Genomic DNA, 24,706 nt, shown 5'->3' on the forward strand with positions numbered 1-24,706 from the left:
ATTGTCTTTTTATTGATTTCTTAATCTTTTATCATGCCCAGCTAAGTAAAATCTAGCACAACTCACCATAATTGCGGCTTGCGCTCTAGATTGATTTGTTTCCTCAGCAACTTTACTTAGACCTTTGTTTTCAACTTTATTTTTCACTAAGCACATCAATGCAAATTTAGTAGTAAAATCAGTATTTCCGCTCTTAAATATGCTTTTAAGCAAAGCCTGTATATGATCGGCTTCAAAATCACTAATTTCACACTTAATGTATGACTTACTCTTGCGAGGTGTTTTGTCTACTTCTTGTATTAACCAATAGATCTGATTCACATGTAATCCATCTGGTAAGCCACCGCCTTTCATGCGAACAGTCTCACACCAAGCCCCAAACTGCTCTAACCATCCATCAATATTATATTTAGCCCAATTCATTGTTTGTGTATTAACTGCTGCATTCATGCTCTATCCTCAAACTTCTCTTACGTCTATGTTGTGCACTGTTTTCATAAGGTGCTTTTTATTGCGATAACTCGCTAATTTTCTTGTCGCTACTGACTTCACATCTTCCACTACAAACTCTCCAGTACTGCGGTAATACGTGAAATCAGCAAAATAACGTAATGCTGGTTTTGCTCGTTTCTCCCCTTCAATTTTCGTCTTCGGTGCCAATTCAAATTTGGTATGGTGCTTTAGATCTCTGATCTCACCGCGTTGCTGCATTGCCTTAAGTTCGATATACCGTTGAAACTCTTTCTTGCTGTCAAAGGTGATTCCATCCAGTTCAACCTTCATGGCTTTGAACTTGTTGCCTTTGCTCTTTCCCTTCGGTTGCTTAGGCTGTGGAAACATTTCACGGTACTTGGCAATGCTGATTGAACTCATGCCAACTCCTTCAAGTTGCCGCTAAAGCCAACCTGTTTCAGGTAGGGTTCCCATTTTTTGGCTTGGGTTGGATCTTCAAGTTTTACGGCGATACGTGCTGCGAGTTTTTCAAAGGACTCACCTGGTTCGCTGTACTTGCCTGAAAACTCAGGATGGTGAGCAAGTTTCTGTGCGAAAGTGGCTATCTGTTTTTCAGTCAGGTGTTTTGGATTATTGGCTGTAGGTGTTTTGCTGTATCCCGCTTTGGTCTCTTGGGAATACTTGTTGCGATATGCGTTCAGCAACCAGTCGGCAAAGTGGAAGTTCATGAGTTCATCACATAGGGATTTGTCTTGGTTGTAAATCTCGAATGCTCGTTTTTCCCGTTCAGCCCATTTCGCTGTCAGGATAGTTTTTGGATCGATGCTGTCATCGGCCAAAGAAATTTCTTCTCGCAGTTTTTTGAAGCAAAGCCAATCTTTTTTATTTTTAGATTCATCTGGAAGATTCTTTGGTAGATTCCGTGTCCCATCGTTGGGACTGTTAGGTGGGATTGTTGGGACTGTTTCAGAGGAACAATGGAACTGTTCCGTTGTTGGTACTGTTCCATTATTGGGACTGTTTAAATCGGGGCTTTCATGATTAAAGTGTTCCGTTGTTGGGACTGTTTTATTTTCTCGTCCAGAAACACCACACAAGCGGTAAACCTTAACTTGTTTGGTTGCTCCTTTACGCTCCCCTGTATCTTGAATTAAGCCATCTTCAATAAGTTCAGCAATAATCTTCAATACGGTTTTACGGTCAAGTGTGGTGTCTTCTTTTAAACGGTTAACACTTGGGTAACAGGTGTGGTCTTCTCCAGCACGATCAGCAAGTGACAAAAGCACCAATCGTTTTAGCGGCTTTAAACTTCCATTTTTGCGATCAGGAAATTGAACACCCCATGCCCATTTAGTTGCATCTAGGCTCACGCTTCACCTTCCTTTTCAATAATCTGTATAAAGCGACCAAACATTATGATTCGCTCGGCACGTAACAGGCTGAAAATGATCTCTCCTGCATACCAAGCCGAGATTCGATGTTCGGTCATCAGCATTTCTATTAATTCACTTCGCATTACTGCAGCTTTTGATTCGTCATTGTTAATCCTGCGCAAGTTTGCTCTTCGGATCTCTAGCAAACCCCCTAATGTGCGAAGTGCTGGCTCATACCATGACTGGACACCTTGAGCGTGTTTATGCTCAGGTTGTTTCTTAAGTACCTTGTTGGTAATCATGGAACCTCCGCTATTGAATGTTCAGCTTCGGTTAGACGGCGTTTTGTCATAAGTTCCGTGGTTGAAGCACTACGGACAAATCTTTTATTTATTGTCAAAATTCCCATGCCGATAAAAACATCCACTGTGTTTTCATAAACCTCTGTCACGTGGTAAAGGGCATCAAAATCAAGTGGAATACCCTCAAGTACAACGACATCCCCGATTAAAAAATCTTCATTGTGCTCAATTACTTGTTGTGCTAAATTTGTTGTATTCAATTTGATCCTCCAATCAATTTTGAGAAAGCGCAAAAAGCCTGATCTAGTCCATCAGGCTTTTTCTTTTTCAAAATTTGCTGTGTATTTCTTCATTTGTTTAAGTGCTGCCTGATCAACCGCAGCAATCAGCTCTGTTAAACCTTGAGTAAGTTGATGGATCTCTTCGTACTCAGCAGGTGTAATCACCCCATCTTCATAAGCCTCGTACACAACATGGTTAGCTTTTCCACTCTTAATGTTGTGTTGCATCATTGCCTCAAAAATTGACAACTCATGGTGCTTGCTTGGATCGCAGTTCACTGGAACCAAGGCATAGCCCAATTGATGTGCCCATACTTTTATAAGTTCAGAGCTTTGCGTGAACATCATGATTGTTTCGAGCTTCTTTAAGCTTGGTAAGTGGTTTGGCATTCTTACGTTGCCGTAGTTGCAAATTGTGTTATGCGAATCACCAGTAACCTGGGCGATCTCCTTAGGCGAAATGCCTTTAGTCTGGTTAATCATTTTAAAAAGTGCTGTTTGCGCTTCACTGCTTAGTGATATTTCTTGCATTGTGAAATCCTTGTTTTATTTCACGTTTCTTTAAAAAATTGACCGAGGCATAATTACCTTATGCCGCTGTACTTTCTGGTTTTGCTGCATTGAGTAGCCACTTAGCAGTAAAAGCCCCATTGCTATTTTGTGCGAGAATTTCAGCGTATTTGGTTTCACCCGTGTATTCAGTGCGTGGTAAAACACCGCGCTTCTCCATTTTGCTCATAGCCATATATGAGCGATTTAGTAGAGCAGCCGCCTTGGATCGGCCGCCTACAGCATTAAAGGCGTGCTTGATAGGATTCAAAGTTAAATCTCACATTCTTAAAATCACGATTAAATTAAATCATAGGTTTAATTTTAATTCAATCTATGGTTGCTTCTATTTTTGTAGGATTCAATTAGAATTTTAAACTAAAGGTTTATTATGCAATTACCCATGGAAAATTTAGTTGATCGGATTCAATTTGCGCTTGATAAAGCAGGTATTAAGTGGTCTGCCGCCGCAATCAAGATTGGCTTGTCAGCTCAAGCAGCCACAAACTGGAAGAAGGGTAAAATTGGTAAGGATACAATTGAAAAGCTTGCCAATATTCTTGATGTGGATGCAGGTTGGTTGCTCACTGGGAAAACCGCTGAAGCATCCAATATGGAGACAATAGAGTCGATCACAGCTACTGATGACATCAAAGACCGCTTCATCTGGGTCGATGTTGTAGAGGCAAGTTTCTCTTGTGGTACAGGTGAATCCATTGAATTTCACTTTGATGCTATCAATGGAAAAATTCCCTTCTCTCCATCGTTCTTAAAAGATAAGAATGTCACTGAAAAAACAATGAAGATCATCAAAGCCAAGGGCGATAGCATGGCTGATTTCATTAAGGATGGTGACCTGGTCGGAATCAACCTTGCACAAACAGACATTGTTGATGGTGAGATTTATGCTGTTTACCTTGCTGGTGATGGAATGATTAAGCAAATCTTCAAAGAAGCTGATGGTTCATTAATTCTTCATAGCCTTAATGAAAAATATAGAGATAAAGTTGTAACTGAAGAAAACGGCAAAAATTTTAAAGTTATTGGTCGTCAATTTTGGCGAGCTGGGTAAAACGAATAGGTTACTTAATGAAAAAAATTTCTAATAAAGAACGGCTCAGAATTAAATTACTTAACCTTCAGCACCTTAATAATCAAAAAGCAAAGAATAGACCTACATACCATTTGGGAATGCCACAGAAACTATCCCTTTTTAATAGTAAATTCAGAGACAATGTATTACGAAATATTGAAAAAATGCAAATGAAGCATGCATCGCGTCAATGTTGTTTTATTGATTTTAATAAGGTTGATACATTGATGCCTGATGGCACGATTCATTTCTTACATCAGCTGGCAAAATTACCATCTTTAAACATTAAAGGTAGAACCGCCCAAGCTCCGATTGTTAAATCAATGTTAAGTAAATTAGGTGTCCATAATAGAATGGGAATACCATCCTTTGAGTTCAAGCATAGAGTTGTTGATAACTGGTATTACATGATGGGAGAAACTGCCGATTTTGGTGACGAATTTATAGAAATTCAAAATGCCTTACATGAGGTCTTAAATGATCCTGATGAAGAGTTTATTGTAAGTACAGCAATTTCAGAAGCCGTATCTAATGTTGTACATCATGGATACGATAAGAATTCAAACTATAAAAAATGGCTATTATTTGTAGGAATATCTGATACACGCTGCGATATTATTATCTCCGATCTTGGGATGACGATTCCAAAAACTGCTCCAAAATCTCTTGGAGAAAAAATTAAAGATTCTCTTCAAATTAAATGGAGCGAAAAAGCTGATGCTGATCGCATTGAATTAGCTACAACTTGGAGAAAGAGTTCTACAAATGACTCACATAGAGGCAAGGGATTTGATAATATTATTCAAGTTAAAGAGGTCAGAAGTGATACCTATATTCACGTCTTAAGCAGAAGAGGTGCTTGGTCCTCGGAACAAGGCAAAAGGTCATATGCAAATCCAGTTAATGGTACTATTGTGTACTGGAGCATTCCTGTTAAAAACTCTTTATCATCAGTAAATTCGTAAGGTTATTATCATGGACAATCACATCAGAATTAATGTTGGTGAGCAATTTTACCCTCGCCCAGCAGGCCGCTTCTATACTGATGGAGAACACTCTGGTCAAAAGTTTAGAGAGCAAGTTTTAGTACCATACTTAAAACAACTGAAACCAAACCAAAAATTGATTTTGGATTTTTCGCTAGTAACGATGGCAGGCTCATCATTTTTGGAAGAGAGCTTCGGTGGCTTAGTTAGAGTTGAAGGTTTTGATAAAAGAAAACTACACCAAATTCTTGAGATAATTAGCCCGAGAAAAATTATTAAAGACAGAATATTTGAGTACATAAATGATGCTAAACCAGTTTGATGCAAAGTTAATATTTGCTATTTTTGGCTTTGCTTTTGCTTTGATTAGTTTTCTATATAAAAACCATGAAACCAATCAATTGCGAATTCTTAAAAATATCACTGATAACATAAAAGAAATCAACAAGGTATGCATAGAGGTTTTTGCGAATCAGAATATGAAGGAAGATGTCTATCCTCGCATTTCAATGTTTCTTGATCTAGTTCAACTGGATGTTAAAACTTTTCCTACAGGTAAATTCTATAACTCCAAAAAGAGAATTGAAGCTAACAGGGATTTAATAAATCGATTAATTGAAGACTATAAGGACTTAATATTTAGTGATACACCAATTGAAAATAAATCTATTAAGATTGAAATATTCCCCAATAGAGAGGAAAAATTAGATGACATCATTCAAAAATCAATTAAATTGCTGGACTCTTTAGAAAAGTTTCTACCTTAGTTTTTATTTAAAGTTACACGGACTTTTATTTTTACTAATTCTTTTCCGAACAATAAGACATCTAATATGAAAAATAAAATACTCATCCTACTCCTCTTGTCGTTTGTAATTACTAGCTGCTCAAAACAAGAATCCGCTCCTCCAGTGACCGACAGGGATACATCTGCACGATTCGAGAAGTTAGATGCAATTATTAATGGATATTTAGATAAATTAGATGATCCTAAAACTGCTTTGACTGAGCGCAAACAAATTCTGTGTATTGATTATCCAAATGTTTACAATAAAGAGTATGCTCCTCTTTTGCTTAAACATTTCCCTAACGAATTTACTCAAGTCAAGCTAGATCAAGATTTAAAATTAGCTTTGGATTACTACAAAGGAAAAGACAACATTCAATGTTAGGGTTAATGAATTTGATGTTGATATTATTAAGTTTGTGCCATTAAATCCTGATTTTACAACACTTAAATCAAATCAGATAGATATCTCAATAATTGGCGTTGTTGTGGCTCACAATAGGAAGTTTAAATACTAAAGATGCAAAAAATTGAAGTAAATTCTCGCAAAATCAGCTATGTGCTTTATCAGCACCTCTTATTAACTGTAGTGCTTAAGACTGGTGAGAGATTTATTTATAGACTTCTTGAGGCAAATACATTTAAAGATTTTATTGAATCAATTGATAAAGATAAATTCTATAAAATCCAAATTGAGATGAATAAGAAGTTTAAGAGAATTCAGCTTTTTGTGTAATTAAAACTGCGAACCCGACGCAGCTCCTTAGAACAGATCGGGTGGAGGAAGTAATGAGCGATAGTATCACTGTAAGCAGACCAATTGAAATTAAAGATAATTCAGTTGAAAGAGTTGCTTTTGACTTAATGTCTAAAATTGCAGAAGCAGAGCGAGTAACAGGAAAAGATGAGGGTAAGAAAAATAACCCTCGGGAATACTATCTAAAACTCTATAATCAGTGCCATAAAGTTGTAGGTTGGTCTGGTGTAGATGTGAAAGATGTTCTTTAATTTGTTTTCTTAAATAACTCTTTTTCAATTTTGTTGATGCAGTAGATAATTTTATCTGCATCGGCATACCCGGCATTGATCAACTCAATTACAAGCTTAAGTTTTTCATTGTGATCTAACATAGTGAAACTCCAACCAACCCATCCCAGTGATGGGTTTTCTTTTGTCTATTAAATTACACGAATCAATTATTTAAATCTATAGTTTAATTTTATTTCAATCTTTGGTTTATTTATTCTTGATTTAAGATTAAATCTAAGGTTTAATTTATTTCACCAGATAACAAAAAAGCACACCAGACCTCGAAATCAAATGTGCTTTTACTCAAAGAGTGAGACAAGTATGAAACAAACTATATGCCACAGTCAAATGCCAGAGTTCGTAAAGAACCAAAGCAATACAACTCCTTTTCTTCACCAGCCGCCTACTCCTGAAAACACTATTCAGTACAAAAGCAAGTCGGGTTTAGTGCGCGCCTCTATCACAGCAATCATCTGTAGCGTTTCGATTATTTCAGGTCTTTTCAGTTGCACGGTGGATCAACATGCAACCGCCGCTCAAGTTGAGCACATCGTTAAAGCAGGAGTTAAGCCATGAATGCAAACTCTAAAGTGGAAACCACAGAAGTCATTAACTTCGGGAAGTTTAAAGGCACTGCCCTTATTGATCTTAACCATGGATACGTTAATTGGCTACTTAGCTTAGACAACCTTAATGAGGTTTTGCGCAAAAGCTTAGAAGCACTGCCATGGGTTCAAGAGGCTCGTGAGCGTGAGCGCACATTCCAAAAGCGCAAAGCTTTGGCAATTGGCTTGCAGTCTTCACACATCCCTTCACGAGACCGTCGTGCGTATAAAAAACGCATGGGACGAGTTTGGGCTTAAGGAGTAACGGATATGACAAATACAAATCAACAAAACATAAATGCTGTAGAACAACCAGTAAACGTATTGCAGCTTATTCAACTTGAACTTAAAGCACCTAAAAGTAAGCGTAATACCTTTGGTAACTATAACTACCGTAACTGTGAAGACATTCTGGAAGCAGTTAAACCCCTACTGCAAAAATACAATGCCTCACTGGTTATTACTGACGAAGTTCAGGAAGTTGGACCTGTTGTAGTCGTAACAGCAAAAGTTATCTTTACCGATACCAATGGTAAAGAAACTACGGTTCAAGCCCATGCAGGTGTAGAGATCAGTAAGAAAGGTATGGATGTAGCTCAAACTTTTGGTGCATCTAGTTCTTATGCGCGTAAGTATGCCCTGAATGGCTTATTCCTGATTGATGACACCAAAGACTATGACTCTGATGAATATCATAATCAGGTCAACAATGATGCTCGAAATAACTCGCAGCAGAACAATAACCGAACTCAACAAGCTAACGGTAATCCTAGCAATCAGCAAAATGGTAATGGCCAACAACAAAAAACCATTGGGCAACGCTATAACGATGCCCTTATAGCGATTCGTGAGGCCAAAAAACCTCAAACGCTCGATAAAGCGATAAATACTTTTGCAAATACACAATACAACGAAGCAATACGGCGTGCATGCCGCGCTCGGGCAGATCGGATGGGTTGGGATGAAGTTCCTCCTCAACAAAATCAACAACAGCAATCTTTGCGTCATTAACCCGAGGGCTGCTTATGAAATTCAAATACTCAACAATCACCCGAACGCTCACAGTGTTCGGGGCAAAGATGACACATGTTTTTGACAACGTCAGTGTTGGTGAAATTGAAGAACTTGTGATTAATGCGAAGTTCAAAGAAGCGCTTTGGAGAACAAAATGAATAATACTCCTATGGATTTAAACGCTGTCTTATTCGCTCAACTTAATCGCCTAAGCAATCCAGAGTTAAAAGGCAGCGCACTTGAAGCTGAAATCCAAAAAGCTGAAGCGATTGAGAAAATTAGCGAACAGGTCATCAAGAATAACAACATGCGTCTTAATGCTGCAAAGCTTGTAGCCGAATATCGTGGAATTAAGAATGCAGATCCTGCCCTTGTTCCACAATCTTTGATTGGGTGAGCTATGCCAAAAGGTACTGCAATTAAATACACCACAGAGCAGTTAGATTTTATTAAATCTAACTGCTTGTTGGGGCGAAGAGAATTAACCCAGAAAGTTAATGAGATGTTTAACAAAACATTCACAGTCGATCAGATCAGCTCTTTGTGCAAACGCAATAAATGGAATACGGGTAGAACTGGATGTTTTGAGAAGGGTTCAAAACCTTGGAATACAGGTACCAAGGGTATCTGTAAGCCAAACTCAGGAAACTTTAAAGCTGGGCAGATAGCCTGGAACAAGAAGCCTATCGGCTATGAGCGTATTTGTTCAAAGGATGGTTATGTCTTGATTAAAACCGCAGAGCCAAACGTATTTGATTTAAAGCATCGGGTTATTTGGGAAAGTGCTCATGGACCTATCCCTAATAATCAAGTTCTAGCATTTAAGAACCAGGACAAAACAGATTGCAGATTAGAAAACTTAATTCTGATGAGCAGAGCCGACATGGTTCGTTATAACCAAAGTTTTCAGAAGTTGGCCAATCCTGAAAATAATGAATCTTGCCTACTTATGGCCAAGATTAAAAATAGAAAGTATGAGCTTATTAAGGAGGTGACATGATGGGGGTTGCAATTGATTTAACAAATACAGAACGTAGAATTTCCACTGCGGAATTTGCTCTAAGAATGAATATTTCAGAAAAGGAGTTGTACGCAAGAATAAACGGTGGCCGTATTAAACCACCAATGAAAGATGGTCGAAAAAACTACTGGTTGAACAGTTATGTTTTGGAGTGTATCGTGAATCCAGATGATGATAATATTGCATCGCTGAATGCATGAAATAGATATAAATCACAGGTCGCATTTGGCGGCCTTTTTTTTACAATAAAATTAAATGTGAGTAATATTGTGAGTAATATCCAACAAGCATAAATAATTAATTATATTTTTCATATATTTATGTTATGAATGTTGAATAGCATCCATCGTCAGCATGGCTGCGGAACGAATGATTTCATTATTGATTTTACAAATTTCATAAATTGCAGCAATAAAAAAGGCTTTGCCGTCTTTACGCCTCACACCCCATCGTTGTGGTTTATTTTCAATATATTTACTTTCATAAAACTCAGTGACTGGAATTACACCAAACTTACATTTATAAGCCGCATCCTGAAAGCTAGGCTTTTCAAAAATTGTCTCATGTCTAGCATTATAAGTACGCTTAGAGGCACTGGCATCTTCAGCCCATTTCGGCACGAAACCAAATAATACTTCTCGCCACTCAAATCCATGCTCAGATTTAAACAATAACGGAGTTTTATAACTCGGATAAACCTCTTCCAGATATTCAAATGGAATTTGTGGCAAGCCGAATTGCTGTAGTTGCGACAAGGTTAGAGGTTTAAAATTGGCACACATCTTCAGGTCTACCGATTTTTAGTTGTTAATCTTTTTAAAAGCCACATAAAAACGCCAATACATAATTGCTTGTACAAGAATTGAAGTAACTAATGATATCCATCCTTGATAGGGAGAAAATATTTTTTGAGTCTGAGAGATATCTATAAATCTCATAGAAAACACCAAAATAATCACAATAAAGACAAATAATAAGAAATATACTAAAAAGATCTTTATAGTAATTGGCAAGCTAATACAAATTAAACGATTAAGAAACTGCTTTCCATGACCTCCACCATTTGCAGTAAAACAAAAATTCACGGCAATGATGAGCATTAAGATAGTAATTACCGTATTAATAGTGCTAGGTACGATATCAACAACAGGGGAAAAGCGAATAGCAAACATCATTAAAAAAGTAACAGAAGCACTTATCAAATAATAGTTTTTATAATCTTTATCAGCTAAACGTTCATTTTTCAAATCATCAATTAATTTATTCGTGTTCCAAAAATACATTTTTCTTCTCTATTAAAAAAAAGAGGTATCTATCAACCAGATACCTCCACAAACCTATAAGGTAATATTAGTCACCTGTATAACCTTTAAGTTTCAAACGTGCAGCATGTAACAATGGCTCAGTGTAACCTGAAGGCTGAACACCCCCCTTGAAGATTAAATCAGAAGCTGCTTGGAAAGCGATATTGTTATCAAAGTCTGTTGCCATTGGTGTATACAATGGATCATCAGCATTTTGACCATCTACAATTTTAGCCATGCGTTTCAAGACTTCTTCAACTTGTTCACGTGTAACGATACCGTGACGTAACCAGTTTGCAACGTGTTGTGAAGAAATACGTAATGTTGCACGGTCTTCCATTAAACCAACGTTGTTGATATCTGGAACTTTAGAGCAACCTACACCCAAGTCGACCCAACGAACTACATAACCCAAGATACCTTGACAGTTATTTTCAAGTTCATTGTTGATCTCTTCAGCCGACCAGTTAGTCTCTGGAGCAAACGGAGGCGTTAACAAATCATCTAAAGAAAGCATTTGTTCAGCTTTTAACTGATCTTGGCGTGCTTTTACATTCACTTGATGGTAATGCATCGCATGTAGAGCAGCACCCGCTGGTGATGGCACCCAAGCACATGATGCACCAGCATTTGGATGTGCAGCTTTAGTCGCTAACATATCTTTCATACTGTCTGGCTTAGGCCACATACCTTTACCAATTTGCGCCTTACCTTGCAAACCACACTCTAAACCAATTGCTACGTTACGGTTTTCGTAAGCTGCAATCCATTTTTGTGTTTTCACTGCTTCTTTACGAACAACTGGTGCTGCTTCCATAGAAGTATGGATTTCATCACCTGTACGGTCCATAAAACCAGTGTTAATAAAGATCGTACGGTCTTTAGCAGCCTCAATACAGTTTTTCAAGTTAACTGATGTACGGCGCTCTTCGTCCATAATACCGATTTTTAAAGACTTCGTCGGTAAGCCAATTGCTTGTTCTGCACGTTCAAACAATTCAACTGCAAATGCAACTTCTTCTGGTCCATGCATTTTTGGTTTAACTATATACATTGAACCTTTACGAGAGTTCTTGTTCTCATTTTGACCACGAATATCAGCAACACTGAGTAACGGTGTTACCAAAGCATCCATAATGCCTTCAAAAATTTCTTCGCCATCGACCAAAATAGCAGGGTTCGTCATTAAATGACCGACATTACGTAGAAGCATTAACGAGCGACCATGTAAAGTTGTCGTACCACCAATCAAGTTTTTAATGGTACGGTCTTTATTTAATGTACGAGTAATGGTCTTACCATTTTTCTCGATCGATTCTTGTAAATCACCTTTCATTAGGCCCAACCAGTTACGGTAGCCTTCTACTTTTTCTTCAGCATCAACAGCAGCAACAGAGTCTTCTAAATCCTGAATCGTTGTAATTGCTGCTTCAAGAACTAAATCTTTAACACCAGCAGCATCTGTTTTACCCACTGGGCTTGCTGCATCAATTTCAATAATGACATGTAAACCATTATTGAGTAGAATAACTTCTGATGGATTCGCTTCTTCACCATTGAAGCCAACAAATTGTGCTTCATGTGCTAAACCCGTTGTAGAACCATCTTTTAAAGTCACAACAAGTTTATTATTTTCCACTGCATAACGTGTAGCGTCTGCATGTGAACCTTGTGCCAATGGGAAAGTTTCGTTTAAGAAATTTTTAGCAAATGCAATAACTTTGTCACCACGTACAGGGTTATAGCCTTTACCTTTTTCTGCGCCACCATCTTCTGAGATTACATCGAAGCCGTAAAGTGCATCGTATAAAGAACCCCAACGAGCGTTTGCCGCATTTAAGCAATAACGCGCATTACGCACAGGTACGACCAATTGTGGACCTGCCAATAATGCAACTTCTTCATCAACATTTTCTGTGCTGATCTGGAAATCTTCTACTTCTGGTACCAAGTAGCCAATTTCTTTAAGGAAAGCTTTATAAGCTTCTAATTCAAATGTGTTGTTGCGGTGCCATTCATCAATTTTAGCCTGAAGATCTTCACGCTTAGCTAAAAGCGCTTTATTTTTTGGGCTAAGATCGACAACGACTTGCTCAAAGTTTTTCCAGTATGTTTCGCTGTCCAAACCAGAACCTGGTAAAGCTTCATTCTCGATGAAATCGTAAAGTTCTTTAGCAATCGCTAACTTACCCTTTTGAATACGTACAGTCATTGTCTTTCCTGATATTGCTACTTTTTATAACAAGAGATTCCAGTATACCTATTTATACTTTTCTGAATACGAATATCACATTCCTAAATAGTAAGCATTTTCTGTGCAATAAATATTGACTTCATCAAATAAAATCCTATTTAGTTTGTATTATCACGTTCATGAATACTCTTTTTACAGTGTATTAAGTTTTTGAAATGTCGAAATTAGACTTAAGTTCAGCGTTACTTCGAACCTGCCTCATTTCTTGAATTTTTACTTGTTTTGAGGTATTCACATTTCCTTATACAAGAAAAAATGTTGATTTAACATACAATACTTTCACCCATAAAAAAACGCCATTTAATGGCGTTTCTTTATTTATTCGTTAAAATCTTTGGCAGATTTCTCAATGAGTCGGTGTTCTGAATGCAAATAGTCATCGGATTGCATTTCAAGTAAGCGCGAACGTGTTCGTTCAATTTCAAATGCCAACTTTTCACCTTGATAAATATCAATGATCGTATCTTGCGACGTCAGCAACAATTTGACTCCGCGGTCATAAAACTCATCGACCAAATAAATGAATCGGCGCGTCCCTTCCGACAGATAATCAGTTAAATGCGGGACATTACTTACCAGTACCGTGTTATAGATATTCGCAATTTCAATAAAGTCGGCTGGACTACGAGGTTTCAAGCACAGTTCAGAAAACTCACACCACAATACATCTTCAGTATGACCAATAGTTTCTACCAGACGATTATTGATCACAATCGGTTCTTGCGACTGATGCTGAGTTTGCGTCAATGCCGTAAAACGCTGAGCAATCCAAAGTTTATGGTCATGCGTTAATGGATGTTTAAACAATTGTGCCTGCTTGAGTACACGCAAACGGTAATCTACACCCGCATCTACATTTAAGATGACACAATTCTTCTTCACCATCTCAATAGTTGGAATAAAACGATCTCGATGAATCCCATTTTTATACAAACCATCTGGCGCAATATTTGATGTCGCAACCAAAGTCACACCACGGCTAAACAACTTCTGGAATAGCTCACTCAGAATCATTGCATCCGTAACGTTGGTAACGAAGAATTCATCAAAACAGATAATCACTGCATCTTTATAAATTTGATCTGCGACCGCATCCAAAGGATTACGCTGACCAGACAATTTATTCAGCTCACGATGCACATGTTGCATAAAGTGATGAAAATGCATACGTGTTTTACGACGGAATGGAATCGAATCATAGAACTGGTCCATCAACCATGTTTTACCTCGACCCACACCACCCCACATATAAACACCTTGTGGAGATGTCTGACGACGGAAGCGACGAAATGCTTTCTTTGATGCCTTATAGCGTTGAATCAGTTCTTGCCAGACGCGATCTAACTCGTGTACGGCCTGCGCTTGAGCTTCATCAGGCATAAATTGCCCCGAAGCTAAGGCTTGTGCATAACGTTCAGCTGGTGATAAAGGAGCAAAGGCGGTGCTGTGAAGATTTAAATCCGACATATCTTGATTACTATTTTGGTCTGACGAAAGTATAACGAAAATTGGAGAACAGTAAATAAAACTTTGGCATGAGTCCAAGCACTACTTGGAATATTGCCTTGGACTGCGCCCAAACCATCGTTTAAATGCATGGTTAAAAGCAGCAGGCTCAGAATAACCCAATAATTCAGCAATCATTTCAATGGTGTACTCCTGATATTCAATTAATCTTAGAGCCTTTTCCTTAATTAATTGCTCTCTAATCTGTTTATAACTGCTATTTAACTGCTGCAACTGGTGTCTTAAAGTACGTTCAGGAATATGTAATGCTTGTGCTGTTTTCGCCATAGTCGGAATAACACCTTGCTGTAAATCCAAATAATCCTGCACACGCTCTACCAAATCAGGCACTGCCGATTGCTGAGACAATCGCTTCATTTCAGCCTGACATTTATAATCATAAATACGGAAGGTCATCTGATCAGCCGAAGGAATTTTAATATCCAAAACTGCTTCATCAAACCAAAAAGCGGCATAGGACTTTGAAAATGTAATGTCCAATCCATAGTACGCCTGATACATTGCCAAAATCTCGGCATTTTCAGGTGGATCAAAAGGCAGCTCAACTTTAAGCTGAGGCACGCTTAAGCCCATTTTCTTATACAACTCTTGAATAAATTTGTATGTCCCTGCCAATTCAGATTGCGCGCGCAACATATTTAGTTCATCGGTTAAATCATTGGCTTCATAACACAATGCCACCTGATGATTCTGAAATTTTAAACTCAGTTTAGCCGTAAGATGTGTTAAAGGTTGATATGCAATGACCTTTTCAAGTGCGACTCTAATATTATCACTGGTCACCAATAACATTAATAAAGGACCATATCCAGCCAATGCATAATGTTGTCCAATATTTAAGCCTTGCTCAGAAGAAATATGCTCACCTAAGACCATCAATACATCACGTTCCAAACTGGGCTGAATAATAGCAGTTGGATCCAACGCATCCGCACTTAAACCAATACTTTTTAATTGCTGATCGATATCAATCCCAGCTTTACGCATCGCTTGTATTAAATACATGAGACTGAGAATCGATCTTTTCATATTTGTGTCAATAAAGATAAGAACCCTTTTTTAACCCAATTCTTTGTATTTGAAAATTGCCGAATCTATCAAACTACAATCGTATATAAAGATATACTTCTTTATTAGACTTGTGCCGAACCTCAAAAATCTTGATTTACCTTTGCATGAGTCACTGCAACATTCGCACACTTAAGCTATGATGGCACAACACCAAATTTTCACTTTACCTATGCAAGCCTTTATACTGATATCTCAGCTTCTTTTGTGCTTAGCCGCTGGATATTTCTTTGCAAAAAAAATTGCAAGTAGTTTGATCAAACTATCTTTTAAGGTCTTACCTTATTTTTCATATTTGCTTTTGATCGGCATTAGCATGGAGTTTACCCATGCCCTTGAAAATATTCACGACTCTTCTCAGATATTAAGCAGTGCAACCGCATTGGCTTTTTTTACGACAATAGGGTCATTTTTATGTTGCTTTGCGCTTTATAAATTTATTGGCATACAACCCGTTTCAGGCAAAATCTCACTTACCCTACTATTCAAATCTTTCATTAGTATTTCCTATGCTTGTATAGCCCTAGCTGTAGGATTTCTTTTAGCAAAAGTACTGGAAAATATAGGAATTCCAATCCAAGTAAATACATGGTATCTACTACTGGTTTTCATGTTCTTGATTGGACTCGATCTTGCATTCAGCCCATTAGATCGCTCTTGGTTAAATTTTAAAATTCTTTTAGTGCCTATTGGCTGTATTATTGGTTCTATTATTGGAGCCTTGCTGTGTAGTATTTTTCTAAAACAACTGCAACTGAAAGATCTGATTATGCTGTCCCAAGGTTACGGTTTCTACTCTATGAGCGGAATTGTTGTTTCAGAACTTAAAAATCCTGCTCTAGGCAGTATTGCTCTCATTAATGATTTATTTAGAGAAATCTTTGCAATCATTCTCATGTATTGTATTGGTTGGCGTTATCCGCGTTCAGCGATTGCTTCAGCAGCAGCTACTGCAATGGATGTTTCACTTCCAATGGTCAAGCAAGCTTGTGGTAACGACTTTATCCCTCATGCCATGGTCAGCGGTTTTATTCTCTCTATTCTTGCACCCATTGCTGTTAGTGTACTTGCTGCACTTTAAGAAAAAGATAAGCCCTTGGTATTGATTTTGATAGTTAACACCAAGGGAAATGAATAAAATCGAACCAGACGCACTACAGATCTATATCAATATTACCAATAATATCACCCACAGCTTCAATGATGGCAGATCCGATATCTACCAAATCAATTCCAGATGACCAATCATTAGAAGATTCTTCTTTCTTTTCTTCAAGTAACTGCGTCTCTTCTAAAGTGTCCTGCAACGCGGCAACACCCTCTGCATCAGCAACCTCACTAAGCTCAAACATTTTTTTATTTTCCATCTATTCACCTTTTTAATATTGTATTCATACAAAAAAGCCTTTCTTTGAAAGGCTTTTTTCGATTATTCGCACTATTAAAGCGTAGCTAAAATCTCTTTTAGCATTTGACGTGGATTTTCAGATTTTGTAATTGGGCGACCAATGACCAAATGCGTAGAACCATCTAGCATCGCTTGTTTTGGCGTAACAATTCGCTTTTGGTCATCCGCATTAGCACCTTCAGGGCGAATACCCGGCGTCACCAAAGCAAAATCTCGACCTAACAATTCACGCAACATTTTTGCCTCTTGCGCTGAACACACCACCCCATCTAAACCACTATCTTTCGTTAACGCTGCTAGACGCTTTACTTGCTCAAATGGCTCAACATCCAAACCAATATCACGCAAGTCTTCACGACCCATTGATGTCAGCACAGTCACAGCAATCAGTTGAGTTTGATAACTCCCAGCCTTTAAACGCTCCACACAGGTTTCCATCATCTTACGGCCACCTGAGGCATGTACATTCACCATCCACACACCCAAATCTGCTGCTGCACATACAGCTTGTGCCGTGGTATTCGGGATATCATGAAACTTCAAATCCAAGAAAACTTCAAAACCTTCTGCATGTAAGGCTTTGACTACCGATGGACCCTCGTGAGTAAATAACTCTTTACCAACTTTTACTCGACATAATGCAGGATCTAACTGCTCTGCAATGTGCAATGCATCAATTTGGCTTTTAGCATCTAGTGCAACAATGATACTCAAGAGAATTTACCTTTGATTAGACAAAAAGAAAGCCCATTATAATGGGCTTTTATTATCGTTTGTTACATCAAATACAGTTTTTTCATGCCTTACGTTCGCAGCTGCCTCAGCAGCAGCTAATTGCGCAGCTTGAATTTGTTCTTTTCGAAGGTGATCAATATCTTTACGTAAGCGTTTAATCTCCCAACTTGTCTGAAACACTCGGAATACTTGTACACCAAGCAATAATCCGACCACCACACCCAAGGCTAAAGTCAGTAATAAAACTAGACCTAAGCGCATAGCTGGGACTTGTGTAAATAACAAATCGACCGTGACTTCAGTACCGTTCTGTAAAACCAAAGCCAAGGAATAACCAAATAAAATGATTAATATGGCGACCAATACATAACGCATATACACCCCTCTTATTATTAATCTATAGCTTCATTCACCGCGTCACGTAATGCCTTACCAGGTTTAAAATGTGGAACTGCTTTTGCTGCCACTTCAACAGATCTTCCTGTTTTCGGATTGCGACCAATTCGTGGTTCACGATGATGCAAGGCAAAGCTACCAAACCCGCGAATTTCAATACGACTATCAGACGAAAGTGATGCAATCATTTGATCAATCATGATCTTAACAGCTTCTTCCACTAAAGGCTCCGCTAAGTGCGGGTTTTTTAGGGAAATACGCTCAATTAAGTCAGACTTATTAAGAGCTTCAGTAGTCATCGGCGACCTCTTTAATTATCAAGCTACTTTGTACCTAAACTGATAATAACCTGTTTAAATACAAAACGGTAGCGCAATAATTAAATACTACGCTACCGTTTACAGTATTTGTGTAAAAAGTATTAGTTAAATTACATTAACAATACAATTTATACGACCTACTTAGTGGTTCATTTGAGCTTTGATCAAGTCACCAATAGTCTTAGGACCATTTTCTTGAGAAACAGATGTAGTTTTCAAGTTAGCAACAGCTTCTTTCTCTTCAGCTTCGTCTTTCGCTTTGATAGACAAGTTGATAGAGCGAGATTTACGATCAACGTTGATGATTTTAGCTTCTACTTCTTGACCAACTTCCAAGAATTTAGTTGCATCTTCAACGCGATCACGGTTGATTTCAGAAGCTTTTAATTGAGCTTCCACTTCGTCAGCCAACTTAACAGTAGCGCCTTTAGCGTCAACTGCAGTTACAGTACCTTTAACCAAAGCACCGCGTTCGTTAGCAGCTAAGAAATCGTTGAACGGATCACTGTTCATTTGCTTGATGCCAAGGCTGATACGGTTGCCTTCAGCGTCTACAGACAAGATAACAGCTTCAACAGTGTCACCTTTCTTGTAACGACGAATCGCTTCTTCACCTTGTTCGTTCCAAGAAATATCAGACAAGTGAACTAGACCGTCGATACCACCTGGTAAACCGATAAAGATACCGAAGTCAGTGATAGATTTGATCGTACCAGAAACTTTCTCGCCTTTGTCGTGGTTCTTAGCAAACTCTTCCCATGGGTTAGCACGAGTTTGTTTGATACCAAGAGAAATACGACGACGCTCTTCATCAACTTCAAGAACCATAACATCAACTTCGTCACCAATCTGAACAACTTTAGATGGGTGGATGTTTTTGTTCGTGTGGTCCATTTCTGAAACGTGTACTAAGCCTTCAACGCCTTCAGCGATTTCAGCGAAGCAACCGTAGTCAGTTAAGTTAGTTACGCGAGCTTTAACGATTGAACCTTTAGGGTAACGGCTCATGATCGCTAACCATGGATCTTCGCCTAATTGCTTAAGACCTAAAGATACGCGGTTACGCTCTTTGTCAAATTTAAGTACTTTAACAGTAACTTCTTGACCAACTTCAACAACTTCTGATGGGTGCTTGATACGTTTCCAAGCCATGTCAGTGATGTGAAGAAGACCATCGATACCGCCAAGGTCAACGAATGCGCCGTAATCAGTAAGGTTCTTAATAGTACCTGTAACTGTTTGACCTTCTTCAAGCTGAGCAAGAAGAGCTTCACGGTCAGCTGAAGATTCAGCTTCCATAACAGCACGACGAGATACAACAACGTTGTTACGTTTCGCATCAAGTTTGATTACTTTGAATTCTAACTCTTTACCTTCAAGGTGAGTCGTGTCACGGATAGGACGAGTATCTACCAAAGAACCTGGTAAGAATGCACGAACTGGACCGATGTCAACAGTGAAACCGCCTTTAACTTTACCAGAGATAACACCAGTAACGATTTCGCCATCTTCAAAGATTTTTTCAAGTTTAGTCCAAGTTTCAGCACGTTTCGCTTTTTCACGTGATAAAACAGTTTGGCCCATACCGTTGTCAAGAGCTTCAACAACAACATCTACTGTATCGCCAACTTGAACTTCAAGTTCACGTTGTTCGTTTAAGAATTCAGCACGGTCAACAACGCCTTCAGATTTAAGGCCAGTGTCAACTGTTACCCAGTCAGAGTCGATGCTTACTACAACGCCCTGGATGACAGCACCCTTTTCAACGTTGAGGTTTAATTCACTTTCTTCAAAGAGGGCTGCAAAAGATTCGGTCATGATATACCCGATAAAGTATGCGGTCTTGGATCAGACAAGGCCGTTTTAGTTACGCGTCTACATAGTCTTTTATAAACTGATCAAGCTATGCTTTCGCTAAAAATTTCTTTACTTAGCTAACTGCTTGTCGATATATTGAGTCATCAGGTTAAACACTTCATTAATGTTTAACTCAGAGCTATCAATAATCAAAGCGTCTACTGCGGGTCTGAGTGGAGCGACTTCGCGTTCCGTATCTCGTTTATCGCGAGCTTCAATATTAGCTAAAATGTCGTTTATTTTAACATCCAGCCCCATACCCTGCAACTGTTTTACCCGACGCTCAGCTCTGGATTGTGCTGAAGCGGTCAAATAAATCTTCGCTGGCGCTTCTGGAAAAATTGAAGTTGCCATATCTCGACCATCTGCAACCAAGCCTGGCGCTTGTGCAAAGGCACGCTGACGCTCAAATAATGCCGTTCTAAGTGCAGGAATTGCAGCGACTTTTGATGCTAATTCGCCTACACGTTCAGTACGAATGGTTTGAGTGACATCTTCGCCATCTAACAAAATCTGTGTTTCATTTGGGGTTGTTACAAATCGTATATCTAAATTTGTTGCAATTTCAGCACAACGGTCAATTTGCGAATCTATTTCTTCCAATAGGTTTTGCTTATGCAATGACAGTCCGAGCAACCGATATAAAGCACCAGAATCTAATAAATGAAATTGATAATGTGCAGCTAATTTAGCAGCTAGAGTACCTTTGCCCGAACCACTAGGGCCATCAATTGTAATAATTTTAACTGTCATTACTTTTCCGTTATGCCTTACACAGATTTCGCGAGTTTAGAAAAACCTAGTTTAATCGCAGAATTAAGCTGTGCAAGGATTAATTTACTGACAAAAGGAACGCGTGCTTGTAATTCAATCGTATACGTCACCAATGTTGAATCTGGAGTCAATGCTTCAAACTCAATAATCCCGAGATGGTGTTTAATGAGCGGATTCTGAATAATTTTATATTCAATACGCTGGTTTTCTTGCATTAATGTTATTTTTTCACGCAAAGGCTTTACAGGACCAATCCCCATTCGTCGAACTGAACCTAAGCCATCTGGTCTTTGTGGATCCTTTGAATCCACTACACGCTCGACTTGAATCGGTGCGAAAGCTACATTATAAGTCGCATGTTTTGCTAGCAAATCAAAAACTTGTTGAATTGGGGCTTCAAATTTCTTTTTAACTTGAATTGAATTCATATATACATCCATCTTGACAATTTTTATTGTCATTAAATTCTACATGAAATTGACTTAATTAATCTGAACCATCAAGTTTTTCTTGTCTTTTTTGCTCTCTCTTCTGCTGACGACGCATTCTAAAGAAATCACTTAATTGCTGAGAACATTGCTCCTGCAAACATCCAGAAACCACTTCAAACTGGTGATTATAATAGCCCGTTTCCAATAACTTACGTGCACTCACCAAAGAACCCGCTTTAGGTTCAGTTGCTGCAAACACCACTTTAGCAACGCGCGAATGAATTAAAGCCCCGACGCACATGGTACAAGGCTCTAAAGTTACATATAAAACTGCATCTGAAGGTAGTCGGTAATTTTGAAGTTTGTGACATGCCTGACGAATCGCTTGGATTTCCGCATGTGCTGTTGGATCAGTTTGTGAAATGGGGGCATTATGACCCACTCCAAGAATTTGATTCTGACTGACCAAGACAGCCCCCACAGGGATTTCTTGCTGTGAAGCGGCAATAGCAGCCTGCTCATAAGCAAGCTGCATCCAATATTCATCGGAATAAAGTTCAAATTCCGTCATTTAATTAGGCAATCACACCATACTGTTTGAGCAATTGATTCCAACTTTCAATCGTCGTGACAGGTGGATTTGCAGATAAGATGCCTTTTAAGGACAAATCTGCTCCTTGAGTCCATTCTGGAGCCAAATCTTTGTCCACCAAACGTGCGCGAACGCCTTCCACGAAGTCAGCATGACGAATTTTCCAATCAGAAATTTGCGTTTCTAACTCAAATACTTCATTCCAAGAGTGAATCTGCTTACCCCATTGCCATAACAACCATGTTAGCGCAGCAGTCGCAGGTGAACCTTTTTGTAAATTTTCACTGGCTTGACGCAACCAATCGCTACGGGCATCTCTCAAACCAATGATCGATTCATAATCATGTTCAAAATTTACACCACGACAAACGCTTTGGATCACATCCAAAGAGTTTTGTAACGGACCAGGTCCTACAGGTCTATGCAAACTATTCAAAGTATCATCAATTGCACGGAAGTCACCTGCTGGATAGTGTCCCCAATCAATATTGACTAGCTTATCAAGTACCTTATCGCGATGTGCATCACAAATATGCGTTGCCCAACCAATACTATAAGCACCAGCAGCCGTCATAATTGAGCCTGTTAAACCTGTAAACAACCCAATCGCACCACGATCAGCCAAGAAACGTGTTGCACCCACATCAGGATATAAACCAATATTAATTTCAGGCATTGCCAAACGCGAATATGGTGTCACCATACGAAAAGGAGCTGCCATAAACAGGCCTAAACCGCCACCCATGACATAGCCTTCACCCCAAACCAATACGGGCTTCGCATAGTTATGCAAAAGCAAATCAAGCGCATATTCCTGTTCAAAGAATTTGTTTGCTGAATCAACTTCTGAATTAATGACCAGTTGGCGTAATTTACGAACATCCCCACCCGCACAAAATGCTTTTGGTGTCGTAGAATCCAGCCAAATCGCCTTTACGCGATCATCATGATGAAAATCTTGAAATACCTCTAACAACGCTGAGACAATAGACTCATCTAGCGCATGTAGAGACTTCGGACGATTTAAGCGTACAATACGCCAACCGTTAATTGCTTCTTCAACAAGAATATCAGGATGATAACTTTTTAATATGGGAGAATGTGTCATGCGTCCAGCTGCCAATTTATAGGCTCAATGCCATTATGTTTGAGATAATTATTTGTTTTTGAAAAAACTTTACATCCAAAAAAACCGCCACGATTTGCAGCCAGTGGAGATGGATGTGCCGCTTTTAAAATTAGGTGCTTATTAGGATCTATTCTTTGCCCTTTCCGTTGAGCATATGCGCCCCAAAGAATAAATACTATGTGTTCACGTTGTTCATTTAACACATCAATCACATGATCAGTAAAATTTTCCCAACCACGCTTTTGGTGTGAAGTCGGTTGACCCGCCTCAACAGTAAGCACGCTGTTTAGTAAGAGCACACCTTGTTCCGCCCAATGCGTTAAATCACCGTGACGAGGAATTTCAACACCTATATCCGCATGTAATTCATGAAAAATATTACGTAAGGATGGAGGCAATGCAACACCTCTTTGCACAGAAAAACTTAAACCATGTGCCTGATTTGGTCCATGATATGGGTCTTGCCCTAAAATCACCACCTTAACTTGCTCTAAAGGTGTTGTATTAAACGCATTAAAAATCAAGCTACTCGGTGGATAGATTTCTTTCTGCGCTTGTTTTTCTGACACCAAAAAATCTCTTAACTCATCCATTTGTGGGCTGAGTAAGAAATCACTGAGTCCATATTTCCAACTAGCATCAAGCTGAACTTTATCCAACTTGTGTAGTTGTTGATCGGTATAAGACATGCTTATTTCCTAATCCCTTTGAGTTCTTTCTTAATGTGTAAATTAAATTTTTACTTGTAAATCCACGCTCGGATTTTGGAATTTAAAGCCCTGTTTCAGCTTTTCATACATTAAAGGGTCAGTCCATTCTGATTGTACTTGTTCAGAAAATACAATTTCATCTAAGGACAATATTCCCATCTGTTTATTATCAATATCTTCTAAAAAGCTTTGTGCATAACCTGTATCAGTTTCATGCACAATTACAGAATAGACTTCTACATCACCTTCACCATTTTGTGTTTCGGTTGATGCCAAAATCTGTTGTGCTAAAAAGAAGAAAATACGAGAAAATTGTTCTGCTGAAGGTGAAACAGGTAAGGCTACCCAACGTGCACTAAATTGTTTACACGCCTGAATATACTCTGGGTCATCATGCTGCCAAAAACAAATTGCATGATCAAAACTGTCAAAAATGTCTTTGATTAGCCCTTTAAGCAGACCAAAGTCATATACCATTTGACCATGATCCAACTTCGAAGCTTTAAGTAGTAATTCAACTTTATAGCTATGCCCATGAATCGAACGCTTGCAGCGGTCTGATGTGCAATTTCGCACTATATGCGCATTTTCGAACTTAAATAACTTACGAATTAACATGTGCCTTAACGGTATCAGTCATCAATGAAATAATATTAATTATAGAACAAAAGTGACCTAAAGCACATTAATTTTCCCATTTATCACGAT

Annotated in this window: 36 protein-coding genes and 2 pseudogenes; 14 read left to right on the plus strand and 24 right to left on the minus strand. The window is 38.6% G+C overall.

Annotated elements, in window-relative coordinates; all coding sequences use genetic code 11:
• Positions 1-9 precede the first annotated feature (9 nt).
• The 7 genes from M5E07_RS09470 to M5E07_RS09500 are packed head-to-tail and all read right to left on the minus strand — an operon-like array spanning position 10 to position 3,229.
• Positions 10-450: a hypothetical protein gene (locus M5E07_RS09470; protein WP_252218753.1), complete on the minus strand. Its 441-nt coding sequence runs from the start codon at positions 448-450 to the stop codon at positions 10-12.
• 9 nt (positions 451-459) lie between these two features.
• Entirely contained in the window at positions 460-873 is a 414-nt protein-coding gene (locus tag M5E07_RS09475) for a DUF1064 domain-containing protein (protein WP_252218756.1), read from the minus strand.
• Positions 870-1,823, minus strand: a complete 954-nt coding sequence (locus M5E07_RS09480) for a helix-turn-helix domain-containing protein (RefSeq protein ID WP_252218759.1) — start codon at positions 1,821-1,823, stop codon at positions 870-872. Before M5E07_RS09480 ends, M5E07_RS09475 begins: the two co-directional genes overlap by 4 nt.
• The gene (locus M5E07_RS09485; RefSeq protein WP_252218762.1) at positions 1,820-2,128 is read right to left on the minus strand and encodes a hypothetical protein; all 309 of its coding nucleotides are present in this window, start codon (positions 2,126-2,128) and stop codon (positions 1,820-1,822) included. The genes M5E07_RS09480 and M5E07_RS09485 overlap by 4 nt, the downstream gene beginning before the upstream one ends.
• Positions 2,125-2,388, minus strand: coding sequence for a hypothetical protein (locus M5E07_RS09490; protein WP_252218765.1), 264 nt, complete (start codon positions 2,386-2,388; stop codon positions 2,125-2,127). Before M5E07_RS09490 ends, M5E07_RS09485 begins: the two co-directional genes overlap by 4 nt.
• A gap of 51 nt (positions 2,389-2,439) precedes the next feature.
• Positions 2,440-2,940: a phage regulatory CII family protein gene (locus M5E07_RS09495; RefSeq protein WP_252218768.1), complete on the minus strand. Its 501-nt coding sequence runs from the start codon at positions 2,938-2,940 to the stop codon at positions 2,440-2,442.
• 58 nt (positions 2,941-2,998) lie between these two features.
• Positions 2,999-3,229 (minus strand): hypothetical protein, encoded by a 231-nt coding sequence (locus tag M5E07_RS09500; protein WP_252218771.1) that lies wholly within the window; start codon positions 3,227-3,229, stop codon positions 2,999-3,001.
• Between the two features lie 132 nt (positions 3,230-3,361).
• Here M5E07_RS09500 and M5E07_RS09505 point away from each other — a divergent pair, with 132 nt between their 5' ends.
• The 8 genes and pseudogenes from M5E07_RS09505 to M5E07_RS09535 all read left to right on the plus strand — a co-directional run bounded on the left by M5E07_RS09505 (position 3,362) and on the right by M5E07_RS09535 (position 6,832).
• Entirely contained in the window at positions 3,362-4,030 is a 669-nt protein-coding gene (locus tag M5E07_RS09505; protein WP_252218774.1) for an XRE family transcriptional regulator, read from the plus strand.
• 17 nt (positions 4,031-4,047) lie between these two features.
• Positions 4,048-5,016 carry an ATP-binding protein gene (locus tag M5E07_RS09510; RefSeq protein ID WP_252218777.1) on the plus strand — a complete coding sequence of 323 codons (969 nt, stop codon included), beginning with the start codon at positions 4,048-4,050 and terminating at the stop codon, positions 5,014-5,016.
• Between the two features lie 10 nt (positions 5,017-5,026).
• A complete protein-coding gene (locus tag M5E07_RS09515; RefSeq protein ID WP_252218780.1) occupies positions 5,027-5,359 on the plus strand; it encodes an STAS-like domain-containing protein in 333 nt (110 codons plus the stop codon).
• Complete coding sequence (locus M5E07_RS09520; protein ID WP_252218783.1) at positions 5,340-5,804, plus strand: hypothetical protein; 465 nt, start codon at positions 5,340-5,342, stop codon at positions 5,802-5,804. The genes M5E07_RS09515 and M5E07_RS09520 overlap by 20 nt, the downstream gene beginning before the upstream one ends.
• A gap of 66 nt (positions 5,805-5,870) precedes the next feature.
• Positions 5,871-6,209 (plus strand): hypothetical protein, encoded by a 339-nt coding sequence (locus tag M5E07_RS09525; RefSeq protein ID WP_252218786.1) that lies wholly within the window; start codon positions 5,871-5,873, stop codon positions 6,207-6,209.
• Positions 6,193-6,342: pseudogene (locus M5E07_RS16400) on the plus strand (LexA family transcriptional repressor); the annotation flags it as partial. The gene M5E07_RS09525 and the pseudogene M5E07_RS16400, both read left to right, overlap by 17 nt.
• Before the next feature lie 2 nt (positions 6,343-6,344).
• The gene (locus M5E07_RS09530; protein ID WP_252218789.1) at positions 6,345-6,560 is read left to right on the plus strand and encodes a hypothetical protein; all 216 of its coding nucleotides are present in this window, start codon (positions 6,345-6,347) and stop codon (positions 6,558-6,560) included.
• A 53-nt stretch (positions 6,561-6,613) separates the two neighbouring features.
• Positions 6,614-6,832 carry a hypothetical protein gene (locus tag M5E07_RS09535; RefSeq protein WP_252218792.1) on the plus strand — a complete coding sequence of 73 codons (219 nt, stop codon included), beginning with the start codon at positions 6,614-6,616 and terminating at the stop codon, positions 6,830-6,832.
• Here M5E07_RS09535 and M5E07_RS16325 read toward each other — a convergent pair.
• Entirely contained in the window at positions 6,829-6,954 is a 126-nt protein-coding gene (locus M5E07_RS16325; protein WP_286675270.1) for a hypothetical protein, read from the minus strand. The genes M5E07_RS09535 and M5E07_RS16325 overlap by 4 nt on opposite strands.
• A gap of 471 nt (positions 6,955-7,425) precedes the next feature.
• On the opposite strand from M5E07_RS16325, the gene M5E07_RS09540 reads away from it, so the two are divergent.
• The 5 genes from M5E07_RS09540 (at position 7,426) to M5E07_RS09560 (ending at position 9,693) form a co-directional block, all read left to right on the plus strand.
• A complete protein-coding gene (locus tag M5E07_RS09540; protein WP_252218794.1) occupies positions 7,426-7,716 on the plus strand; it encodes a hypothetical protein in 291 nt (96 codons plus the stop codon).
• A 12-nt stretch (positions 7,717-7,728) separates the two neighbouring features.
• The gene (locus M5E07_RS09545; RefSeq protein WP_252218796.1) at positions 7,729-8,469 is read left to right on the plus strand and encodes an ERF family protein; all 741 of its coding nucleotides are present in this window, start codon (positions 7,729-7,731) and stop codon (positions 8,467-8,469) included.
• Positions 8,470-8,626: 157 nt separating this feature from the next.
• Positions 8,627-8,869, plus strand: coding sequence for a hypothetical protein (locus M5E07_RS09550; protein WP_252218798.1), 243 nt, complete (start codon positions 8,627-8,629; stop codon positions 8,867-8,869).
• Between the two features lie 3 nt (positions 8,870-8,872).
• Positions 8,873-9,472, plus strand: a complete 600-nt coding sequence (locus M5E07_RS09555) for an HNH endonuclease signature motif containing protein (RefSeq protein ID WP_252218800.1) — start codon at positions 8,873-8,875, stop codon at positions 9,470-9,472.
• Positions 9,472-9,693, plus strand: coding sequence for a hypothetical protein (locus M5E07_RS09560; protein WP_252223775.1), 222 nt, complete (start codon positions 9,472-9,474; stop codon positions 9,691-9,693). The genes M5E07_RS09555 and M5E07_RS09560 overlap by 1 nt, the downstream gene beginning before the upstream one ends.
• 129 nt (positions 9,694-9,822) lie before the next feature.
• On the opposite strand, the pseudogene M5E07_RS09565 reads toward M5E07_RS09560, so the two are convergent.
• The 5 genes and pseudogenes from M5E07_RS09565 to M5E07_RS09585 form a co-directional block, all read right to left on the minus strand.
• Positions 9,823-10,275: pseudogene (locus tag M5E07_RS09565) on the minus strand (SOS response-associated peptidase family protein); the annotation flags it as partial.
• An 18-nt stretch (positions 10,276-10,293) separates the two neighbouring features.
• On the minus strand, positions 10,294-10,776 hold the full coding sequence (locus tag M5E07_RS09570) for a hypothetical protein (RefSeq protein WP_252218802.1): 483 nt from the start codon (positions 10,774-10,776) through the stop codon (positions 10,294-10,296).
• Between the two features lie 67 nt (positions 10,777-10,843).
• Positions 10,844-13,009: a malate synthase G gene (locus M5E07_RS09575; RefSeq protein WP_252218804.1), complete on the minus strand. Its 2,166-nt coding sequence runs from the start codon at positions 13,007-13,009 to the stop codon at positions 10,844-10,846.
• A gap of 360 nt (positions 13,010-13,369) precedes the next feature.
• Positions 13,370-14,518, minus strand: a complete 1,149-nt coding sequence (zapE, locus tag M5E07_RS09580; RefSeq protein WP_116758975.1) for a cell division protein ZapE — start codon at positions 14,516-14,518, stop codon at positions 13,370-13,372.
• An 81-nt stretch (positions 14,519-14,599) separates the two neighbouring features.
• A complete protein-coding gene (locus M5E07_RS09585; protein ID WP_116758974.1) occupies positions 14,600-15,607 on the minus strand; it encodes an AraC family transcriptional regulator in 1,008 nt (335 codons plus the stop codon).
• Between the two features lie 211 nt (positions 15,608-15,818).
• Between M5E07_RS09585 and M5E07_RS09590 the strand changes: the two genes are divergently transcribed.
• On the plus strand, positions 15,819-16,727 hold the full coding sequence (locus M5E07_RS09590; RefSeq protein ID WP_252223777.1) for a LysO family transporter: 909 nt from the start codon (positions 15,819-15,821) through the stop codon (positions 16,725-16,727).
• 73 nt (positions 16,728-16,800) lie between these two features.
• On the opposite strand, the gene M5E07_RS09595 is transcribed toward M5E07_RS09590, so the two are convergent.
• The 11 genes from M5E07_RS09595 to M5E07_RS09645 all read right to left on the minus strand — a co-directional run bounded on the left by M5E07_RS09595 (position 16,801) and on the right by M5E07_RS09645 (position 24,616).
• Positions 16,801-17,013 (minus strand): hypothetical protein, encoded by a 213-nt coding sequence (locus M5E07_RS09595; protein WP_252218807.1) that lies wholly within the window; start codon positions 17,011-17,013, stop codon positions 16,801-16,803.
• Positions 17,014-17,087: 74 nt separating this feature from the next.
• The gene (pyrF, locus tag M5E07_RS09600) at positions 17,088-17,768 is read right to left on the minus strand and encodes an orotidine-5'-phosphate decarboxylase (protein WP_252218810.1); all 681 of its coding nucleotides are present in this window, start codon (positions 17,766-17,768) and stop codon (positions 17,088-17,090) included.
• 36 nt (positions 17,769-17,804) lie between these two features.
• On the minus strand, positions 17,805-18,164 hold the full coding sequence (locus M5E07_RS09605) for a lipopolysaccharide assembly protein LapA domain-containing protein (protein ID WP_116758971.1): 360 nt from the start codon (positions 18,162-18,164) through the stop codon (positions 17,805-17,807).
• A 17-nt stretch (positions 18,165-18,181) separates the two neighbouring features.
• Positions 18,182-18,484 (minus strand): integration host factor subunit beta, encoded by a 303-nt coding sequence (locus M5E07_RS09610; protein ID WP_116758970.1) that lies wholly within the window; start codon positions 18,482-18,484, stop codon positions 18,182-18,184.
• A gap of 162 nt (positions 18,485-18,646) precedes the next feature.
• Complete coding sequence (rpsA, locus tag M5E07_RS09615) at positions 18,647-20,323, minus strand: 30S ribosomal protein S1 (RefSeq protein ID WP_116758969.1); 1,677 nt, start codon at positions 20,321-20,323, stop codon at positions 18,647-18,649.
• 108 nt (positions 20,324-20,431) lie between these two features.
• On the minus strand, positions 20,432-21,115 hold the full coding sequence (gene cmk, locus M5E07_RS09620) for a (d)CMP kinase (RefSeq protein WP_252218813.1): 684 nt from the start codon (positions 21,113-21,115) through the stop codon (positions 20,432-20,434).
• Between the two features lie 17 nt (positions 21,116-21,132).
• The gene (locus M5E07_RS09625; RefSeq protein ID WP_116758967.1) at positions 21,133-21,564 is read right to left on the minus strand and encodes an SRPBCC family protein; all 432 of its coding nucleotides are present in this window, start codon (positions 21,562-21,564) and stop codon (positions 21,133-21,135) included.
• Positions 21,565-21,622: 58 nt separating this feature from the next.
• Positions 21,623-22,138 carry a tRNA adenosine(34) deaminase TadA gene (tadA, locus tag M5E07_RS09630; protein WP_252218817.1) on the minus strand — a complete coding sequence of 172 codons (516 nt, stop codon included), beginning with the start codon at positions 22,136-22,138 and terminating at the stop codon, positions 21,623-21,625.
• Positions 22,139-22,142: 4 nt separating this feature from the next.
• Complete coding sequence (locus M5E07_RS09635) at positions 22,143-23,267, minus strand: enoyl-CoA hydratase/isomerase family protein (RefSeq protein WP_116758965.1); 1,125 nt, start codon at positions 23,265-23,267, stop codon at positions 22,143-22,145.
• The gene (gene ung / locus M5E07_RS09640; protein WP_116758964.1) at positions 23,264-23,977 is read right to left on the minus strand and encodes a uracil-DNA glycosylase; all 714 of its coding nucleotides are present in this window, start codon (positions 23,975-23,977) and stop codon (positions 23,264-23,266) included. Before ung ends, M5E07_RS09635 begins: the two co-directional genes overlap by 4 nt.
• Before the next feature lie 42 nt (positions 23,978-24,019).
• Positions 24,020-24,616: a 6-pyruvoyl trahydropterin synthase family protein gene (locus M5E07_RS09645; protein WP_116758963.1), complete on the minus strand. Its 597-nt coding sequence runs from the start codon at positions 24,614-24,616 to the stop codon at positions 24,020-24,022.
• Positions 24,617-24,706 lie beyond the last annotated feature (90 nt).

It is taken from the genome of Acinetobacter tibetensis, assembly GCF_023824315.1.
In the GTDB taxonomy this organism is placed as follows: Bacteria; Pseudomonadota; Gammaproteobacteria; order Pseudomonadales; family Moraxellaceae; genus Acinetobacter; species Acinetobacter tibetensis.

Bases quoted from the DNA above. Each gene is read 5' to 3' on its own strand.
- M5E07_RS09470 (WP_252218753.1), bottom strand. From the start codon at position 450: ATGAATGCAGCAGTTAATACACAAACAATGAATTGGGCTAAATATAAT.
- M5E07_RS09475 (WP_252218756.1), bottom strand. From the start codon at position 873: ATGAGTTCAATCAGCATTGCCAAGTACCGTGAAATGTTTCCACAGCCT.
- M5E07_RS09485 (WP_252218762.1), bottom strand. From the start codon at position 2,128: ATGATTACCAACAAGGTACTTAAGAAACAACCTGAGCATAAACACGCT.
- M5E07_RS09495 (WP_252218768.1), bottom strand. From the start codon at position 2,940: ATGCAAGAAATATCACTAAGCAGTGAAGCGCAAACAGCACTTTTTAAA.
- M5E07_RS09505 (WP_252218774.1), top strand. From the start codon at position 3,362: ATGGAAAATTTAGTTGATCGGATTCAATTTGCGCTTGATAAAGCAGGT.
- M5E07_RS09510 (WP_252218777.1), top strand. From the start codon at position 4,048: ATGAAAAAAATTTCTAATAAAGAACGGCTCAGAATTAAATTACTTAAC.
- M5E07_RS09515 (WP_252218780.1), top strand. From the start codon at position 5,027: ATGGACAATCACATCAGAATTAATGTTGGTGAGCAATTTTACCCTCGC.
- M5E07_RS09520 (WP_252218783.1), top strand. From the start codon at position 5,340: ATGATGCTAAACCAGTTTGATGCAAAGTTAATATTTGCTATTTTTGGC.
- M5E07_RS09525 (WP_252218786.1), top strand. From the start codon at position 5,871: ATGAAAAATAAAATACTCATCCTACTCCTCTTGTCGTTTGTAATTACT.
- M5E07_RS09530 (WP_252218789.1), top strand. From the start codon at position 6,345: ATGCAAAAAATTGAAGTAAATTCTCGCAAAATCAGCTATGTGCTTTAT.
- M5E07_RS09535 (WP_252218792.1), top strand. From the start codon at position 6,614: ATGAGCGATAGTATCACTGTAAGCAGACCAATTGAAATTAAAGATAAT.
- M5E07_RS16325 (WP_286675270.1), bottom strand. From the start codon at position 6,954: ATGTTAGATCACAATGAAAAACTTAAGCTTGTAATTGAGTTGATCAAT.
- M5E07_RS09540 (WP_252218794.1), top strand. From the start codon at position 7,426: ATGAATGCAAACTCTAAAGTGGAAACCACAGAAGTCATTAACTTCGGG.
- M5E07_RS09545 (WP_252218796.1), top strand. From the start codon at position 7,729: ATGACAAATACAAATCAACAAAACATAAATGCTGTAGAACAACCAGTA.
- M5E07_RS09550 (WP_252218798.1), top strand. From the start codon at position 8,627: ATGAATAATACTCCTATGGATTTAAACGCTGTCTTATTCGCTCAACTT.
- M5E07_RS09555 (WP_252218800.1), top strand. From the start codon at position 8,873: ATGCCAAAAGGTACTGCAATTAAATACACCACAGAGCAGTTAGATTTT.
- M5E07_RS09560 (WP_252223775.1), top strand. From the start codon at position 9,472: ATGGGGGTTGCAATTGATTTAACAAATACAGAACGTAGAATTTCCACT.
- M5E07_RS09570 (WP_252218802.1), bottom strand. From the start codon at position 10,776: ATGTATTTTTGGAACACGAATAAATTAATTGATGATTTGAAAAATGAA.
- M5E07_RS09575 (WP_252218804.1), bottom strand. From the start codon at position 13,009: ATGACTGTACGTATTCAAAAGGGTAAGTTAGCGATTGCTAAAGAACTT.
- zapE (WP_116758975.1), bottom strand. From the start codon at position 14,518: ATGTCGGATTTAAATCTTCACAGCACCGCCTTTGCTCCTTTATCACCA.
- M5E07_RS09585 (WP_116758974.1), bottom strand. From the start codon at position 15,607: ATGAAAAGATCGATTCTCAGTCTCATGTATTTAATACAAGCGATGCGT.
- M5E07_RS09590 (WP_252223777.1), top strand. From the start codon at position 15,819: ATGCAAGCCTTTATACTGATATCTCAGCTTCTTTTGTGCTTAGCCGCT.
- M5E07_RS09595 (WP_252218807.1), bottom strand. From the start codon at position 17,013: ATGGAAAATAAAAAAATGTTTGAGCTTAGTGAGGTTGCTGATGCAGAG.
- M5E07_RS09605 (WP_116758971.1), bottom strand. From the start codon at position 18,164: ATGCGTTATGTATTGGTCGCCATATTAATCATTTTATTTGGTTATTCC.
- M5E07_RS09610 (WP_116758970.1), bottom strand. From the start codon at position 18,484: ATGACTACTGAAGCTCTTAATAAGTCTGACTTAATTGAGCGTATTTCC.
- rpsA (WP_116758969.1), bottom strand. From the start codon at position 20,323: ATGACCGAATCTTTTGCAGCCCTCTTTGAAGAAAGTGAATTAAACCTC.
- cmk (WP_252218813.1), bottom strand. From the start codon at position 21,115: ATGACAGTTAAAATTATTACAATTGATGGCCCTAGTGGTTCGGGCAAA.
- M5E07_RS09625 (WP_116758967.1), bottom strand. From the start codon at position 21,564: ATGAATTCAATTCAAGTTAAAAAGAAATTTGAAGCCCCAATTCAACAA.
- tadA (WP_252218817.1), bottom strand. From the start codon at position 22,138: ATGACGGAATTTGAACTTTATTCCGATGAATATTGGATGCAGCTTGCT.
- M5E07_RS09635 (WP_116758965.1), bottom strand. From the start codon at position 23,267: ATGACACATTCTCCCATATTAAAAAGTTATCATCCTGATATTCTTGTT.
- ung (WP_116758964.1), bottom strand. From the start codon at position 23,977: ATGTCTTATACCGATCAACAACTACACAAGTTGGATAAAGTTCAGCTT.
- M5E07_RS09645 (WP_116758963.1), bottom strand. From the start codon at position 24,616: ATGTTAATTCGTAAGTTATTTAAGTTCGAAAATGCGCATATAGTGCGA.